Raw genomic sequence first — 15918 nt, forward strand, 5'->3', positions numbered from 1 at the left:
TGTTTACGGATCGAGCGTTGTATCGTCACCAGCCTTCGTGGAGCTCGTGCGGCACCGCCACCGGTCCTTTGAAGAGGAATAGCCAACACGGGTCACGACTAGTTCGCCTTCGGGGGCCCCGATCCCAGTGGACATTTCCGATCGGGACCTCTAGCTTTGAGCGAACCATTTACTGAAGGCAGGTCGAATGCGATGCTCGGAACCAACGACTGTTCTCCGTCCGGCCGACAAATGAAGGAGTCACTATGTGGGGAATAGGGCTTAAACGGCGGGCTGTTTGGCCAAAGGAAATGACCATCCGGATTGATGACCACGCGCAGAACCTGAAGATGCTTCTCTTCATCCGACAGGCATGGATGATCGCCCAGGACATCGCAATTCCGGAACTCAGCCCTGTGCCTGCGACGGGTGCATCGAAGATCCCGGCGTCAGCAAGCCGTGAGGTATGGGATGAACGCTGGAAGCAGCAATGGGACCGCAGCTGGGACTGGTTCAACGTAAGCACAGTTCAAAACGAACCGATCTCACAGGAAGAGATGCAAAAACTCTCGAGCCCTGGTCAGGTACTCCACCCGATTGTGCCACCGTTCTGGCCCGTCGAATACGGCGAGGACGGGGTAGATCTGGTGGCCTTCAATACGTGGGATAAAGAGACAACGCCGAACTTTCCTTCCCGGTCCGAACAAGATAGCCTTCCGGCGCTGGTTAAGGCATGGCAAGACGGGCTCACGACGATCGTCGTACTGCCCTATTTGGGGTACTTTGCGCAGCGTCTAAACGGCAGTCATCTTGCCATCTCAGCTGAAACCAGGAACGACCCGAAACTCTACACTGCGGCACTCCAAACAAGTCGCTGATACCAAGAAGCGCCCAGATGGCAAAGGACGGCGGCGCCGTTGGCAGGGGCCGGTGCCCCGCGCCGGCGGCAGGACCTCCGGCGCGGGAGCGGGGTTCCGTCAGCGGCCCATGCTGCCGCCGCCGGGGGCATTCCTCAGATCAACCGGGACGTAGCGCTCGGCTTCCCCTACCTCGAAGGTAATCTGACTGCGAATGTTAGGGGTTGTTTGGCTACGGAACGTGGTGGAATTTAGGTTTAACGTTTAGTCTCTTTGACCGAATGCATTAGAAATGCCGCCTTCTGCAAAGCGTAGGGGGTGGCATTTTTGCATAATGATGTGGGGATCGCATCAAACAAACGGTGCGGGCGCGTATTTATGAATCGTCAGAGTAGTGCAATCCGATCAGGAGGTGATCTTTCCGGATCGTCAGTCAAGGCACGCCCTGTAGCTGCGCGCTCAGATTCGGCCACGACCATTCGTAGATTTTTGGGAATGCGCGTGGCGCATACGAGCGGTAAGCAAACTAGGTATAAACTCGCAGGATGCATGAAACATTGGTGCCTCGGTGAGGGCCTTTTTCGGTAAGTTCTCAAAAGTTGACTGGATATCGTTTGCTTCCTGTGCGACTCTCTTTGCTCTGACTCTGATCCCGGTGTTCTTTGATGTCAATACGACTGGCGGGTGGTTGCGCACAGCCCTTATCTCGTTTGTAGCTCTTATAATCTCAACTGTCGTGCTCGCCCAGATTGGTGCGCGCGAGTCTGACAAGGAACTGGCACGGAACGTGGAGACACTTCAGTCTCTCGTTGAGAGTGCGGTGGACCAGAATGCGGTTCATGAGATTCCAGCGGGTCACATACGTCGCGTTCTCGATGAGATGCTTGGTTCCTCAAAGGAGTGGTACTTTCGCGGCGGCTCCGCACGATGGCAACGAGAACATGTCCTTCCGGCTCTCGCGCGAGTGACGGACAGGCCAGTCCAATATAAGGTGCAAGTGATCTCACCGTTTGATAGTGAGTTGTGTGCCAAGTATGCAGCGTACAGGCGTAAAAGTCGCCCAGATGATGAGCGCGCAGATCCGCAGAGGATCCAGATGGAACTCCTAGCCTTTATATATGGGGCGGTCGTTTGGACCTCGCGATCAAAAATTGTGTCGCACATCACTCTGCTTCATAGATTCTCACCATTCCGTTTAGACGGGAATTCAGAAAGCATCGTTATCACTGTTGCCGATCCCCACCGCAACGGCCTTCGCACTAGGGTGGGAAACTGGTACCACGCGGCGCTCCTGGATGAGTTCGAGTTTGAAGCGGGCTATGCGACGCCTTTGATATTGCCAGCGGAAGCATCAGATGCTGAGGGCATCCCAGACGTAAAGCGATTCTTCATGCGGGTTCGAGAGTTGAACCAGGAAGCTACGGCGAATTGGAACGAGGATTACACGGATGAAGAATGGGGAAAGATCTTTGAGTTCGCTGGGACGACCAATGCTTAGTATGCGCGATATTTATGAATCCTATGTGGCTAACGAATTCACAAACATCTCAATTAGCAGTGTTTTTAGAGCAATGATTTTGGAAGCAGACAGAGTGGATGTATGGAAGCATCCACTTGGATTCAACCATGCAGAACTGACACCTCTCGTGGATGCGCCTGCTGGCGAACGGTTTCGGCTGCACTTTTGGTTGGATGATCGCGGAGTCGTCGATGAACTCGGTGACCTTCATGAACACACCTGGGATCTCACTAGTCTCGTGCTAGCGGGTTGCGTTGTTGATTCGAATCTCGCTGCCTCATCTTCGAGGGGAGGCGAATACTTAGGGTCAAGGATCACTTATGGTGCAAAGAATATAGCCGAGGAAGTGGGAAGGTTCGATCTGAAGGTTACGAACGTGCGTACAATCCGGATGGGATCGGCTTATCAGATTCCAAGCCGAACAGTTCACCTGAATGAAGTCGGCACTATCCCTACAGTGACGCTCGTACGCTCAGTGGAAGATGGCCGGGGAGACGGCCCTTTGGTACTGACGAAGTACGCTAAAGGTCAAGGCCTCGCTACAGAAATGCGAGCCAAGTTGCCGGCATCGGAAGCGCTTGATCGATTGGCAAAGGCATTATTGGAATCCGAACCGGCCGTGGCTCTGTCGCCGTGTGAACGCTAGGGGAGACGGGACTGTCGCACTATAGCGCTCGTTGACGACCCGGAACAGTCAGCTTGGGGCAGTGCACTTACTGTCACACAGTCATGAATGTCGGTCCGGACCATTTGTCCTACGCGAACCCCAACAATAGTGGGGCTGGCGGATCAGGGTTCCAAAGACCGTGAACCTTGGTCGGGAAGCCCCAACATTGAGTTCAGCTACGTACCTGTCGACTCATGCACGCGTGAATCAGGCATCCCTCCGGCCCAGGGCGGATAGACACTGCCAGTGCTCAGCTGACTAGTGTGGTGAAACCTATGCTCCCCACTAGAGTGGGCAAGGAGTGCACCATTCGGATTGGCTTTTTCGAGCTGGTGGAGCGATGCGCAAAAAGTTCGCGCCTTTCTCTGACCAGTCCCAGTCCGCGACCCGAGCAGCACAAGCCCATGAAGACTATGCGGCAGTATGAGGGGAAGGCAGAGTTGAGCAAGGCCGACGAATTCGTCTGTTCGCAGCGTGCCATCGCCGAATGGCTCGAGGAGCAGAGGCCCGAGCTTGGGCATACCTACCGGGGGGCGCGGGAACTGTTAAACGCGACACCTGATCCAGGCCAGGAAAGAACTCGAGTTCTTCTGATCTGCCACTCCATGAGGGAAGTGATAAATCGGTTGCCTACCGCAGTGATGCTGGGGCGAGGAAGCATCTACCATAGTGCCGAAGCGAACCACAAGACGTCATCCGAATTGGTGCGCGGCCTTCCTAGTTTCCGCGTCGACTACCCGGAAATGGATTTGTCGCTTGAAGTCGAAAACGTGCCAGTTCCGCACGGCGTGGCGGTCGCTCTCAACCGACTGATAGATGCTGCGGTGCACGAAAACCAGAGGCGCTTGAGCGATATTGCGACGTTTCTGACCGATGATGCCAATCCCAAGCATCCTGCGGTGCGTGATTGGCGCGGCTTGAGTGAGTACTTTACGAGATGGGCTCACCTAAGCGACAAACCAGAGCAATCCATTCCTACGGACCAGCAGCTAGCCGCCAAGATCCGTATCTTCGAGGAACATGTTGACGCGATTCGTCTCGCCTTCTTCGAAAGCAAGAGCGTTGTTGAGGGCCTGCTTGCAGCAGCGAACGCCCTCATTGAGGAGGGTCAGTACAGTGTTCCGGCGAGGATTGACGTCGAGGCCGCTGCTCGAAGGCTCACCAGCTATCAGCTACGCAGGCTCTTCTATGAGGGTTTGAAGAATCCGCACTGGGTAAAGCCCCTTGCCGACTTGGGTGTCTTTATTGACCCCCCGGAGCCGGAGCCCGTAGGGGATGGCAACATCCGCGACGTGTTCTGGCCGGAGGTCAGCTACCTGACTAACGTGTGTACGGAGGTTCCTGGCGATGTCGTTGACATATTGCTCAGCCTAGAGGCGTCGTCCAACTCTTGGGTTCGGCGAGCCGCTTTCGTGATTGGCTCCCAAGTGCCAGCTGTAGAAGCGGTACGCCTGAAACCGTTGCTCAAAGTTTGGGCGAAGTCGGGCGGATTTGGATGGCGAACAGATCCGCGCGATATGGTCGCGTTCGCAATCAATCTGCTGACGGGAGGGCAGACGAAGTATGGAGTGTCATTCGCGAACCTACTCTTCAGGCCCCGGGAAACGCCTGGGGACGGCCGCAATTCGGTAGTCGAACTCGAGAACTATTGGTATGTAGAAGAGATGCCCCGTCTCCTGGAGGCTCTAGGAGATACCGCACTGAAGACTGTTCTCCCTTGGCTCGTCGAGAACGAACGGATCAAAAAGACGGTCACGGACGACTTTGACCACAGCGGCTTCGCACGTTCTTCAGTTGGGCAGCAGCTCAACGAGCGACACGACATTGGGGATACGCTCATTGATGCGGTGCGGGCGTGCGCCATCACTGGTTTCGGCAGCGACGCGGCCTCTACGTGGTCCCTGTTTAGCCGTAAGCCCATCCTTATCACCGAACGCATCGCCATGCACTCTCTCGCCCAAGTTCTCGGTTCACTGAGTGATTCAGAGGCGCCCCTGCTCGTAGAGATCGGTAAAGAGTTGCTATGCCGGCCTAAGTGCCGAGATGAAGGTGCACTGTTAGAGTTCGTGGCCCTTGCGCGCGCCCTCGCGCAGCGATGCGAACGAGAGGCGCTTGAGCGTATCGTCGCACAAGGACACTTCACGGACGAAGACCGCGACCGTATTCGCAGGAACATGGCAGCAAGCGGAGAACCCTTAAACGAAATCGAATCCTCCATAGAACGCTGGGAGGATCACTGGCAGCACCGAGTGCTGAGCGGAATCGGACGCGAACTGTTATCCGATGGCCTCGTCTCCGAACTGGACCGGCTAGAAACAATGCACGGAGTTTTGGAGGACCCGCTCCGCCCTTCGTTCCAACTGACTTCATGGGAAGGGCCCAATAGTCCAGTCGAGCAAGCAGAGATGGCGGCGATGAGCCCTTCCGAACTAGTGGCCCAGCTTGAGAGTTGGCATATGACTGACGAGCGGTTTGGGCCGAGTCCGTCTCACGAAGGTCAATCGCGTGTGCTCGTCGCCGTCCTGACCGCCAACCCGCGTGCTTTGGGCGAGGTTACAGGTTTGGTCAGAAGGCTAAGGCCCACGTATATCCGAGCTGCGTTCTCGGGGTGGGAAGCGGCGTTTAAGGCCGGCTTGGACTTGGACTGGGTCGTTGTTATCGACGCCCTGGCTGATGCTGTCAAGCACGGCAGAGAGTCATCTTTTCCGGCTGAAGGCCGTCAATACGATGACGATGCAGACTTCACCTCCGCGAAGAAAGCCGCCGTTGGACTCCTCGAAGAGCTCTCTAAGCCGAAGAATGCAGAAACTATTGGCTCGGAATGGCTGGTACCCGTCGCGGACCTGATCGTTGAAGTATCCGGCGATGAGGCAGCTTGGACTGACTATGCGCGATCTGATGCGTCGTCCTCAGCAATGGACCCCTTGACTGTTTCACTCAACTGGCAATGGCCTATTCTCATCCGTGCACTCGTGAATCTGGTCGCACACGGATCGGAAGCCCAATGGCATGAGGTGGCTGAGTCAGTTCTTCGCAGGGAACTCGCCCGCGATGATCCCCGAGGTGCCTCTCACGCTGTGCTGGGCGAAGGCCTAGGTCGACTGCATGACGGTGCCTCCGAATGGCTGAGAGAAAATCTAGCTTTGTACTTCGGATCGGCAGGCGTACTAACACGGCACCAGCAGATCGCGTTGACGACAGCGATTGCCATGTACCACTACCACCCAGCTTTGTACCGCCTTCTGAGCGGATCGATGATTGCCGCCCTGCAGGAGCACGACATAGCGGTTGGATGGGGAGACCCTGGAAACCCAAAGGGGCGCATCGGGCAGTGGGTGGTGCAGGCAATCATCCGTGGGCATATCTCTGATGACGACGAGTTGCGTCAGGCGTTCTATCAAATTGCAGCACCCGAAGTACGAGGCGATGCGATCGGCCACATCGCCTGGAGCTTCATGCACGCCGATGTCGTTGATGCATCGATCCGAGACCGCCTCGGTAGCCTATGGGACGAACGCGTGCGGCACGTTGAATTTCACCCAGCACACAATGCAGAGCTCAAGGACTTCTATTGGTTTGTCCGGTGCGGCAAGTTCAGTGCTAGTTGGTGGCTACCACGCTTGACGCAGGCCGTCCAACGCTATCCCGAGCTTAGTACACATGGAATGATCGGTGGACAGCTCGCGAAGGCTGCATCGACTATGCCTGCTGACGCGCTTGCTGCGCTGACTGCGCTCCTGAAGCCTGAAGACACCGAAAGTCTCAATAACTGGGATCTTCGGCGTGAAGCTTTGGCCCCAGTGATCGCGTCGGCGCTGGAATCCGGGGACCCGCAGCTGGGGCAGGAAGCCATGGACCTTATGAATGCTATGGGCGCCCGGGGGGAGATAGACCTCGATCGCCGTGTTGCAGAACTTAGGGAGAAGCCCGGAGGGTAGGGGAACGCGGGAAGTATTAGCCGACACAATGGCAGAGGAATTACAGGATGCCGTCTCGCATGATTTGCATAGAGATTATTCGGTTACGGAACGTGGTGGAGTTTAGGTTTAACGTCTAGTTCCTGATGAACAGACTCGGAAGGGGTCGCTGAGAACAAATGTTCTCAGCGACCCCTTCCTGCATGTCCCTTGATAGCTTGAACCGATGAAGCAAACGATGGCCGAGTTGTTCTCGAAAGACGACGAGTACGCGTACATCATGCTGGTATGGGCAAGCCGTGCGGAAACACCGGAAGAAGTCGCGGGACGAGCATGGGCAACGATGTGCGCTCTCGAGGATTCCGTGCCTCGGGATGATCCCCGATACCAGGACCCGTCATGGACTGGGATTCCTTGGAGTGCCACACCCGAAGAGAATCCCGAGCTCTATGATCTTCCCGCACCCGGAAGCCTGCTAGAGCTTGAAACCGAGATGCGGCATCGGGCCGAGGTTGGGTCGGACGGCACTCTGACGGCTGGCCTGCCCATTGGTGCTGACCTGACCTGTGCCAGGTCCAACGGCGCCAGTATGGCCTCATATTCAGGGAATGTAGGTTCGGGCGTGGCCTCACTGGAAAACACAGTAACCATTCGTTTTGCACCGCTGTTTCCGACAGGGGACAAGAGGGATCTAACGGCCCTTTTCCGTCGGATCGTTAGCATCTGGCAGCCGGACTGGGCTCTCCTGGATACGCTCCAGACGAGCAGGGAAGTCCAGGGAGCACAGGAATCGTACGCCGACTATCTGATCTGGCTTTCAGAAGCTGAGTCCGGTCCCGCCCCTGCACTGCAGGCTGCGACTACTGGACCTTTCGGGGACGGGACCCTGATCACGCTGAACACCTGGAGCATTGACGGAGTCCGGGCCCTGCATCAGGAGCTGCTGAGCGCTGGGATCCCTCCAGTGAACATCAGGCGGCCTCTGGACCTGCAAATAGTGCCCCAGTTTCCTGCCGTGGACCTTTAAAGCGGCTATACGATGCCCGTTCCTGTAGCGGGTATCTTTAGTGCCCGACGGTAAACCTCTGACGCGGGTGTGCACGGTTTTCGATCTCGTCGACGAAGGCCAGCGCGTAGTCGGTACCGGAGATCTCCGAGGAACCGTCATCCTTGGTCACCAGGACGTCGCCGCCGGTCCGGTAGGAACCGGTGGCTTCGCCGGGAGCGAAGACACCGAAGAGAGCTGCCGGGCTGACATAGAACCAGTCGAGGTCCTCGGGTGCCTGCCGCAGTGCCTCGAGGACCTCGGCGTGCGCCAGGGCTTCGGGCTTCCAGTCGTCGTGGAAGTCCGGGGTATCGACCAGGCGCGGACCTCCTTCCTTGACTAGTGAAGAGCCTGCCCCGCCAACGATGGCAAGACGCGCGGCGCTGGTGCGCGCGGCTTCGATCAGCGCCGGCACATACGTAGAGAGCGGTGCGCCGTCAACGTCGGCTCCGTGCACCGCCACAACGAGGACATCGGCGTCGGCGGCAGCCGCGGCGGGCACTTCCGGGGAGGCCAGCGAACCCGTGCGGTATTCGACTCCGTGCAGCGGCTGTTCCGGTGCATTACGGGAGTAGGAGATCACGTCGTGCCCGCGTGAAGCTGCCTCGCGGGCAATGTGTCCGCCCGCGTAGCCGGTTCCGCCGAAGATAACTACTCGTGCCATGTGCGTTCTCTCCTTGGAGTAGGGAGCCGGCAATTCCCCGGCGAAGATGGAACCCGCCGCCGAGTCCACCTATTCCCTCCCGGAAGCTCGTCATCGGGTGGGAATCAGGAGGAACAACCGGTGGCTTCCGCACAGGGGCAGAGTTATCCTCTTGCCGGTGGCCCTGCCACCGAATGCGCTTCCACGTGAAGACCACGTGAATCATCGCGGAGAGGCCTGGCTTCCCAGGACACGTCCCGATGGAGTGCGGCGCACTAATGCGCCAGCTTCATTGCACCGATGCCGCGGCATCGGCTGTCGAAAGGACGCGAAATGTCATCGAAAGACGAGAAAAACCTGGCCCAGGTCGTGGATAAGATCGCGGGCATGCATGAGCCGCAGCGCGGACTAATGCAGCAGGTCCATAACGTCATCATGGGCGCGGCGCCGGGGCTCAAACCGCGCATCTGGTACGGCATGCCCGCGTATGCCACATCCGCGGGCTCCCCGGCGATGCTGACCCTGCGCAACGATGAACGCCTCAACCTGGCGGTCACCGAGAAAGCACGGTTCCGCCCGGCCGGCGGCCCGGACGGCACGCTTATGCCTGCCGCCTGGTACTTCGAAACCATCGACGCCGAGACGGAGAAGCGCATCGCTGGGATCGTCCGCTCAGTTCACGACTAAGCCGGGTAACGCCCTCCGCCGGCGGCGTCACGGAATGGAACACCGTCGGCGGTGGGCTGACCCCTCCACCCACATATGAGAGGCCTTTGCGCCGCGCCTGGAACGGCTGATTCCTAAACGGATTGCACCCGTGAGCCGGCCGCCGGAGAATCACCCTATGGGCTCCCTGACATTCAGCTACAACGTCACCTTGGATGGCTGCGTGGACCATCAGGAGGGGATCGCCGACGACGAGACCCACACGCACTACACCCGGCTTCTGCACGAATCCGGTGCGATGCTGTGGGGGCGAACCACATATGAGCTGATGGAGACTTACTGGCCGCTCGTTGCCCGCGGCGAGGTCGAGGCGCCTGCGGCGATCCGCGATTGGGCGCTCACGCTGGAGGACAAACCCAAGTACGTAGTGTCCGCAACGCGCAGCGATTTCCCGTGGAACAACAGCCACCGCCTCGAAGGCGATCTGCGCACCGCGGTGCAGCACCTCAAGGACCAGACTCCCGACGGTGTTCTGCTCGGCAGCGGCAAACTCGCGTCGACGCTGGACCGGCTGGACCTCATCGACGAGTACCGGTTCCTGGTCCACCCGATGATCACCGGGCATGGCCCCACCCTCTACGGAGGTCTGCTCGACAGCGCTCGCCGCCTGGAGCTGATTTCAGCCGAGCCAATGAGCAACGGCGCAATCTCCGTGCACTACCGCCGGGCAGGCTGAGCAGCGTCAGCTATTTGACGCGTGCCGCGGCGCCCGGCAAGGATCAGGGGATGGGGAAACAACCAGCGCCGGCATTATGAGCATCTACTCCTTCCACCTCGCCGCTCTGCCGCCGCTCGCTGCCGCGGGTGCTCTGCTGCGGCCGCTCAAAGCCCCCGGCCTGGTTCACGCCGAAGTGTTCGCAGGAATGGAGCTGGGAGCACCGATAGTGTCACCGCGCAGGATGCAGCTGAAGCGCACGGCCGTGTTCGCGCACTGGGAAGACGAACGGTCGCTGACGGACTTCCTCACCGGGCATCCGTTTGGCAGGAAACTGGACCAGGGCTGGCACGTCCGGCTGCAGTTCCTGCGCCGCTGGGGGAGTGTCAGCGAGTTCTCCGGGCTGCCGGAATCCGCAGAATCAGCCAACCCGCACGAGCCGGTGGTGGCCGTGACCCTGGCCCGCCTGCGCCTGCCGGAACTGCCCCGCTTCATCCGGTGGGGCCGTCCCGTGGAAACCCAGATCCGGGACCACCCCGAGGCGACACTGGCCATGGCCGGCATCCGCCTGCCCCGAACAGTTTCAACCTTCTCCATCTGGACCAGCACCCGGGCGATGACCGGCATGGTTTCCGGGAGGGACGCCGGGGAAACCGGACGCCGCCATACCGAAGCGATGACCGAGCGGGAACGCCGGGACTTCCACCACGAATTCACGACGCTGCGCTTTCGGCCGCTCTCCGAACACGGCTCCTGGCAAAGCCGGAGCGATTACATCCCATGGCCTGCCCCATCCAGCCGCTGACACCGCGCCCTCGCCGGACCTACTACATAAGACAGCAGCAGGCCGGACCCGCAGTGGGTTCGGCCTGCTGCTCGCTAACGACGGCGGGACTACGCCGGAGTGCGGACGTCGGCCTCACTGCGTGAACGCAGGTAGGTGGCAATCGCCAGCCGGTTGATAGCAGACCGGCTCACGATGCCAATGGGACGGGAATCTTCGCCCTTAACCACCGGCACCTTTTTGAGCCGCGCGTCCGACAGCGCAGCCACAGCGTCACTGACCGATGCGCCGGCGTCGAGCGTGACGACGTCGTGCGTTGCGAGACGCATTACGTTCAGGTTCGCGAGATCAGACATTGCCTGTTCCAGGTCGTCCGCAGCACCGATCGCATAGGAGTAGATCGACGTCGAGGACGGATGGGTCGCGGAGAGGTAGCGCAGCACATCGCCGTCGGACAGGAAACCTGCCAGCGTGCCGTCCGCGTTGAGGACCGGTGCACCCGAGATGCCGCGCTCGGCGAAGGTCTGCAGGGCGTCAAGCACGCTCGCGTCGGAGGACAGGGCGTAGACGTCGGACTTCATGATCGACTGGACGGTGTCAGCCGGGGCCTGTGCGTTCTCCGCGGCGCGGCGGGACTGTACGGAGCGGTAGGCCAGGAACGCGAGGAGGATACCGAGGAGTGACGTGGCAACCACCAGGGCGACGGAGCCGTGGAAACCGGCCAGCAGGGAATCACCTTCACTGCTACCGGACTCGATGTTTGACGCAATGACGGCGCCGTAGATTCCGGTAGCGAGCGAGGTGCCCACGCAGCCGGCGATCTGGAAGCTGGTTGAAACCACCGTGACGCCGTGCGGGCTGGTCTCGCGGTCCAGGTTGGCCAGCGCGAACGTCTGGGACGGCCCGACGACGAATGCCGTTGCCAGCACTGCCGGGACGTAGAGCAGCCCGAAGATCCAGACCGAGCCCTGTCCTGCAGCGACCCCGACGAGCGTCACGAAGATTGCCATGACGAGGAATCCGAGGGGAATCGACCAGCGCCCGCCGTGGCGGTCGAACAGGCGGCCGGCGATTGGCCCCATCCCCACGGTCAGCAGGATGCCCGGTGCAAGGGTCAGCGAGGCACCCAACGGCGGCATCTCGAGAGCACCCTGCAGGAACAGGGGGATGACCACGTTCATGGCGAAGACAAAGACCAGGCCGAGCATGGTCATCAGCACTCCGAACACAAAAGGTGCGCTGGAGAACGGCCGCAGGTCCAGCAGCGGATTCTCGATTCGGCGCTGGCGGAGAATGAACAGCCACATGGCGAGAAGGCCAACGACGCCGGCAACCCCTGCGTAGAGAGCGGATCCCTCGAACGCGCTGGAGACGCCGTAGAGGATGCCGACCATGCCGACGGCAACGAGGACGAAGGACAGGATGTCCAGGACCGGGCGGCCCAGCTCCGTGACGTTCCGCAGGACGATCGCACCGGCGAGCAGCACTGCGACGGTGAGGCCGCCGAAGGCCCACATCAGGGTGGTCCACGGGGCCACGGTCAGAATGGCGCCGGAGAGAACGATCGCCAGCGACGGGCCGAGGGTGGTCATGGCAGCCATGATGCCCATGTTGAGGCCAAGCTTCTCGCGCGGGGACACCGCCAGCGTGATGTTCATGCCGATGGGGGTGAGCAGGCCGGTCCCGATGGCCTGCAGCAGACGTGCGATCAGCAGGACTTCGAAACTGGGAGCCAGGGCTCCCACGACAGAACCCAGGACCATGATCGCGACGACGGCGACGAACAGCGGTCGGGTGGGGAACCGGTGGTACAGGACGTTGGCAACGGGAACGAAGACAGCGGCGACGAGCAGGTAGCCGGTGGTTAGCCACTGTACGGTGCTGACGTTGACGCCGAAGTCCTGCATGATCGGCGTGAAGGCTACGTTGAGGAACGTCTCGTTGAAGGTGGCGAGGAACGCAGCGGCCGCAGCGACCGCGATCATCCCGCCTGCACGATCCTTGACATTCGGACGGGAAATTGAAGAGGGCGCCATAGAGTCTCCTGACAGTCGGCGGTGTGGAGGCGATCGACCGTGCCGTGTCAGAAGGTACTTTTTAAGTGCCCCGCGTGTCGTGTCATCGATGCCGTGGTGGCCAGAGGCCGCATCAACTCTAGCAGAGCCGTGTTTTGAAACCGGTATACGGCCAGCTCAGGTCGCGCGGCTCCAGAGCAGGTAGGCCTCGGCCAGCTGTGCGGGTACGTTAGGGGCTGCTCCGCGGATAGGGGAGACCTGCGGCCGGGTGATCGTCGCCACCGCAACGATCACGTCCAGTGCCGTGAGGTCCTCCCGAACAGCCTGGTGCCGCTTGAGTTCCGCAAGCACAGTATTAAGGGCGTCCACCGCCGGCTGCTGGACCTGCGCAAGTGGTGTGGCTTCCAGATTCCGGGCAGCTCCGGCCTGCAGGGCAAGCCCGTCGGTGAGAGCCCCAAGTTCCATTGACGTCAGTCTGGACAGCAGGGCCTGCCATGCCTCGGACGGATCAATATCCAGACGGCTCCGGGCCTGATCCACGGCATGAATGATCTGATCCACCATGTCCTGGACCACGGCCCGCACAAGGTCTTCGCGGGAGGGGAAATTGCGGTAGAGGGTAGCGATGCCGACACCGCTCGCCGCCGCCACGGCTTCGAGCGCGACGTCCCCGCCCCGTTCGGCAAATACGTGCTTGGCGTGCGTAATGATGTTCTGCCTGCGGCGTGCGGCGTCAGCCCTCATAACTACTCCTTCAACTTGACCTTCAGTCTAAACCGGAGGAATATCGTCCGGTAGAAGTGGAGGAAAATCCTCCACAAAGAAGGATGATTCATGACCACCCAGACCCGGGAGCCGAGCTCCCACCGGAAACACGCAGCCATTTGGGCCGGCCTGACGGTCGGGCTCTCAGTCATCCTCCTGGCGCTGCTGATGCTCTTTATCTCGCCCTCCCTGCTTTCCGGCCCGCGGGACCTCGGACTTGGCGTGGTTGGAGCAGAGCACCAGGCGGAGTCGATCGCCGAAACGCTCGAGGAACAGTCCCCGGGGGCTTTCGTCGTCCAGCCCTATGACAGTGCCGCCGATCTGCAGCAGGGAATCCGGGACCGGGACATCGTGGGAGGATTCGATTTCTCGGCGCCGGACATGACGGTATACGTAGCGAGCGCAGGCTCAACCGCAGTATCCGGAACCGTCAGCAACGTGGGTGCCACCATGGCCGGCAGCATGGGACAGACCGCCGAGATCGTTGATGTTGTGCCGCTTCCTTCCGCTGATCCGACGGGCGTTGGTATTGGCGGACTGGCTTTCCCGCTGGTGTTCGGCGGCATTGTGCCTGCCGTGGCGTTCCGTTCCATGCTCTCGGGCAAGCGCTGGTGGATCTTTGCCGGTCTCACCGGCTTCTCAGTCGCCGGCGGGTTCGTCGTTGCGGCCGTCCTTAAATACCTGTTCGGCAGCATTGAGGGCCCACTGGTCCCGGTTGCGGCGAGCGTGGCGCTCGGCATCGCAGCCCTGGCGCTGCCGCTGGCAGGCCTTAACGAGTGCTTCGGCACCAAGGGTTTCACCATTGCCGCGATGTCCATGATGTTTGTTGGCAACCCGTTCGCCGGCATCGCAACGAGCGCACAATGGCTCCCGGCCGGAGTTGCCATGATTGGCCAGCTGCTGCCTCCGGGTGCGGCGGGCACCCTGGTGCGTGCGGTGGCCTACTTCGACGGCGTAGGGGGAGCGGGTGCCGCGGTGACCCTTGGTGTCTGGGTGCTCGTGGGGATTGTGCTGTGGTTTGCGGGCCCGAAGCTCAGGAACGCAAAGGCCGGTAAAGCCGGTAAAGAGTCCACACTCCAGCAGGTCTGAGGTCACGGCCCGGCGCAGGCACTGGGGTCGGAGCTCGGCTGGGAAGTGCGCTATGGGCGGCGGCTATGCCGCAGCTCATGCCAGGCAGCCGCACCCAGTCCCAGTGCCCAAAGGCTCCAGAGTTTCTCAGGGCGGGAGGGCGACATCGCGTTAAGCACTGTCCCCACCGCGCCGACGCCGGTGCATGCAATATATAGGGCACGTTTCAGGCCCGGGGGAGTGCGGCGGGCAGCAAGGGCAACAGCTCCCGCCGCGTACACCAGGGACGCGGCGGCGCTGACCGTACGCAACCGCTCCGGAAGCCGTGCGTCGTACTTGCCTCCATAGGAAACCCTGCCCCAGGGCGCTCCGGCAGCCAGGCCAGCCTGAAAGGCAGACAGCACTCCCAGCAGCGCCGGGCAAATCCATTTCGTCTCCACGCCGCTATGGAATCAGTGCAGCGGCGCGGTGGCAAGCATCCGGGTTAGCTGCTGATGCCCATGGCCTTGCCGATCGAATCCTCATCTTCGAGCAGTCCGAGCATGCAGGCCGCCAGATCGGCGCGCGGAACCGAGCCGCGCAGGGTTCCGCTGTCCCCGGTTTCAAGTGCCTGCCAGGAGCCGGCAGGCTCCTTGTCCGTAAGGCCGGTGGGGCGGACGATTGTCCACTTCAGACCGGAGTCCTTCACCGCCGCTTCCTGCTCGTTGTGATCGGCCAGGGGTTTGGCCAGGGCCACTTTCATGGCCAGCCGCAGCGGAGCCGGCATTAGCGACCCGGAATCCCCGGCACCCAGGGAGGACTGCACCATCAGCCGCTGTACGCCTTCCTTCTTCATGGCGTCGATGACAGTGCGGGTGACATCTGCCCGGTGCCTGGGGTTTCCCTTGGCCCCGCCGACCGTGATGACAACGGCGTCGGCTCCCTGAACTGCCCGGGCCGCGGCGGCGGGATCCGTGGCATCCCCGGTAAGAACCCGAACACCTTCGGGTCCCTGCCCGCTGCGGGAGAGGACGGTGACTTCATGGCCTGCGGACCGTGCCTGGGATGCGAGCTGCGCCCCGGTTCCCTTGGATCCGCCGATGATGGTGAGCAGCACTGTGAGTCCTCTAATGGTTGGTGCGGGCCGGTGTTCCCTGCCCCTGTGAATCTTACCGCCGCCGCCGAAACGGCCCCCGAGGTGTGTGCGGAGACACAATAAACCCTATAAGGCACCACGCGCCAGAGCATGAAGCGTATTGATATTTTTCAGGTTGCAAACGTGTAACAACCGTGTCGTGC

13 protein-coding genes are annotated in these 15918 nt (G+C 60.7%); 8 read left to right on the forward strand and 5 right to left on the reverse strand.

The annotated features are described in order from the left end of the window. Window positions 1–290: 290 nt before the first annotated feature. The 4 genes from AO716_RS02925 (at window position 291) to AO716_RS02940 (ending at window position 6960) form a co-directional block, all read left to right on the forward strand. Window positions 291–857 carry a hypothetical protein gene (locus AO716_RS02925; protein WP_055239442.1) on the forward strand — a complete coding sequence of 189 codons (567 nt, stop codon included), beginning with the start codon at window positions 291–293 and terminating at the stop codon, window positions 855–857. Between the two features lie 547 nt (window positions 858–1404). After that, window positions 1405–2334 carry a hypothetical protein gene (locus AO716_RS02930; protein ID WP_055239443.1) on the forward strand — a complete coding sequence of 310 codons (930 nt, stop codon included), beginning with the start codon at window positions 1405–1407 and terminating at the stop codon, window positions 2332–2334. A gap of 1 nt (window position 2335) precedes the next feature. Next, window positions 2336–3001 carry a hypothetical protein gene (locus AO716_RS17160; RefSeq protein ID WP_152969834.1) on the forward strand — a complete coding sequence of 222 codons (666 nt, stop codon included), beginning with the start codon at window positions 2336–2338 and terminating at the stop codon, window positions 2999–3001. Window positions 3002–3462: 461 nt separating this feature from the next. Beyond that, entirely contained in the window at window positions 3463–6960 is a 3498-nt protein-coding gene (locus tag AO716_RS02940) for a hypothetical protein (RefSeq protein ID WP_152969835.1), read from the forward strand. A 1043-nt stretch (window positions 6961–8003) separates the two neighbouring features. Here the strand turns inward: AO716_RS02940 and AO716_RS02950 are convergent. Then, a complete protein-coding gene (locus AO716_RS02950; RefSeq protein ID WP_055239447.1) occupies window positions 8004–8648 on the reverse strand; it encodes an NAD(P)-dependent oxidoreductase in 645 nt (214 codons plus the stop codon). A 312-nt stretch (window positions 8649–8960) separates the two neighbouring features. Here AO716_RS02950 and AO716_RS02955 point away from each other — a divergent pair, with 312 nt between their 5' ends. From AO716_RS02955 to AO716_RS02965, 3 genes are all read left to right on the forward strand, one after another. Then, window positions 8961–9314, forward strand: a complete 354-nt coding sequence (locus tag AO716_RS02955; protein WP_055239448.1) for a DUF1801 domain-containing protein — start codon at window positions 8961–8963, stop codon at window positions 9312–9314. A 157-nt stretch (window positions 9315–9471) separates the two neighbouring features. Next, window positions 9472–10029, forward strand: coding sequence for a dihydrofolate reductase family protein (locus tag AO716_RS02960; RefSeq protein ID WP_055239449.1), 558 nt, complete (start codon window positions 9472–9474; stop codon window positions 10027–10029). 76 nt (window positions 10030–10105) lie between these two features. After that, a complete protein-coding gene (locus AO716_RS02965; protein WP_055239450.1) occupies window positions 10106–10813 on the forward strand; it encodes a hypothetical protein in 708 nt (235 codons plus the stop codon). A gap of 89 nt (window positions 10814–10902) precedes the next feature. Here the strand turns inward: AO716_RS02965 and AO716_RS02970 are convergent, their stop codons facing one another. Then, a complete protein-coding gene (locus AO716_RS02970; protein ID WP_200907576.1) occupies window positions 10903–12828 on the reverse strand; it encodes an MFS transporter in 1926 nt (641 codons plus the stop codon). A 156-nt stretch (window positions 12829–12984) separates the two neighbouring features. After that, window positions 12985–13551, reverse strand: a complete 567-nt coding sequence (locus tag AO716_RS02975) for a TetR/AcrR family transcriptional regulator (RefSeq protein WP_055239451.1) — start codon at window positions 13549–13551, stop codon at window positions 12985–12987. 90 nt (window positions 13552–13641) lie between these two features. Here AO716_RS02975 and AO716_RS02980 point away from each other — a divergent pair, with 90 nt between their 5' ends. Further along, window positions 13642–14661 (forward strand): hypothetical protein, encoded by a 1020-nt coding sequence (locus AO716_RS02980; protein ID WP_055239452.1) that lies wholly within the window; start codon window positions 13642–13644, stop codon window positions 14659–14661. A 50-nt stretch (window positions 14662–14711) separates the two neighbouring features. Here the strand turns inward: AO716_RS02980 and AO716_RS16885 are convergent, their stop codons facing one another. Next, the gene (locus AO716_RS16885; protein WP_200907577.1) at window positions 14712–15080 is read right to left on the reverse strand and encodes a hypothetical protein; all 369 of its coding nucleotides are present in this window, start codon (window positions 15078–15080) and stop codon (window positions 14712–14714) included. A 44-nt stretch (window positions 15081–15124) separates the two neighbouring features. Further along, entirely contained in the window at window positions 15125–15736 is a 612-nt protein-coding gene (locus AO716_RS02985; protein WP_055239453.1) for an NAD(P)-dependent oxidoreductase, read from the reverse strand. Window positions 15737–15918 lie beyond the last annotated feature (182 nt).

This window comes from Arthrobacter sp. Edens01 (genome assembly GCF_001307035.1).
Classification (GTDB): Bacteria; Actinomycetota; Actinomycetes; order Actinomycetales; family Micrococcaceae; genus Arthrobacter_B.

Bases quoted from the DNA above. Each gene is read 5' to 3' on its own strand.
- AO716_RS02970 (WP_200907576.1), bottom strand. From the start codon at position 12,828: ATGGCGCCCTCTTCAATTTCCCGTCCGAATGTCAAGGATCGTGCAGGC.
- AO716_RS02975 (WP_055239451.1), bottom strand. From the start codon at position 13,551: ATGAGGGCTGACGCCGCACGCCGCAGGCAGAACATCATTACGCACGCC.
- AO716_RS02980 (WP_055239452.1), top strand. From the start codon at position 13,642: ATGACCACCCAGACCCGGGAGCCGAGCTCCCACCGGAAACACGCAGCC.
- AO716_RS02960 (WP_055239449.1), top strand. From the start codon at position 9,472: ATGGGCTCCCTGACATTCAGCTACAACGTCACCTTGGATGGCTGCGTG.
- AO716_RS02950 (WP_055239447.1), bottom strand. From the start codon at position 8,648: ATGGCACGAGTAGTTATCTTCGGCGGAACCGGCTACGCGGGCGGACAC.
- AO716_RS17160 (WP_152969834.1), top strand. From the start codon at position 2,336: ATGCGCGATATTTATGAATCCTATGTGGCTAACGAATTCACAAACATC.
- AO716_RS02955 (WP_055239448.1), top strand. From the start codon at position 8,961: ATGTCATCGAAAGACGAGAAAAACCTGGCCCAGGTCGTGGATAAGATC.
- AO716_RS02965 (WP_055239450.1), top strand. From the start codon at position 10,106: ATGAGCATCTACTCCTTCCACCTCGCCGCTCTGCCGCCGCTCGCTGCC.
- AO716_RS02925 (WP_055239442.1), top strand. From the start codon at position 291: ATGACCATCCGGATTGATGACCACGCGCAGAACCTGAAGATGCTTCTC.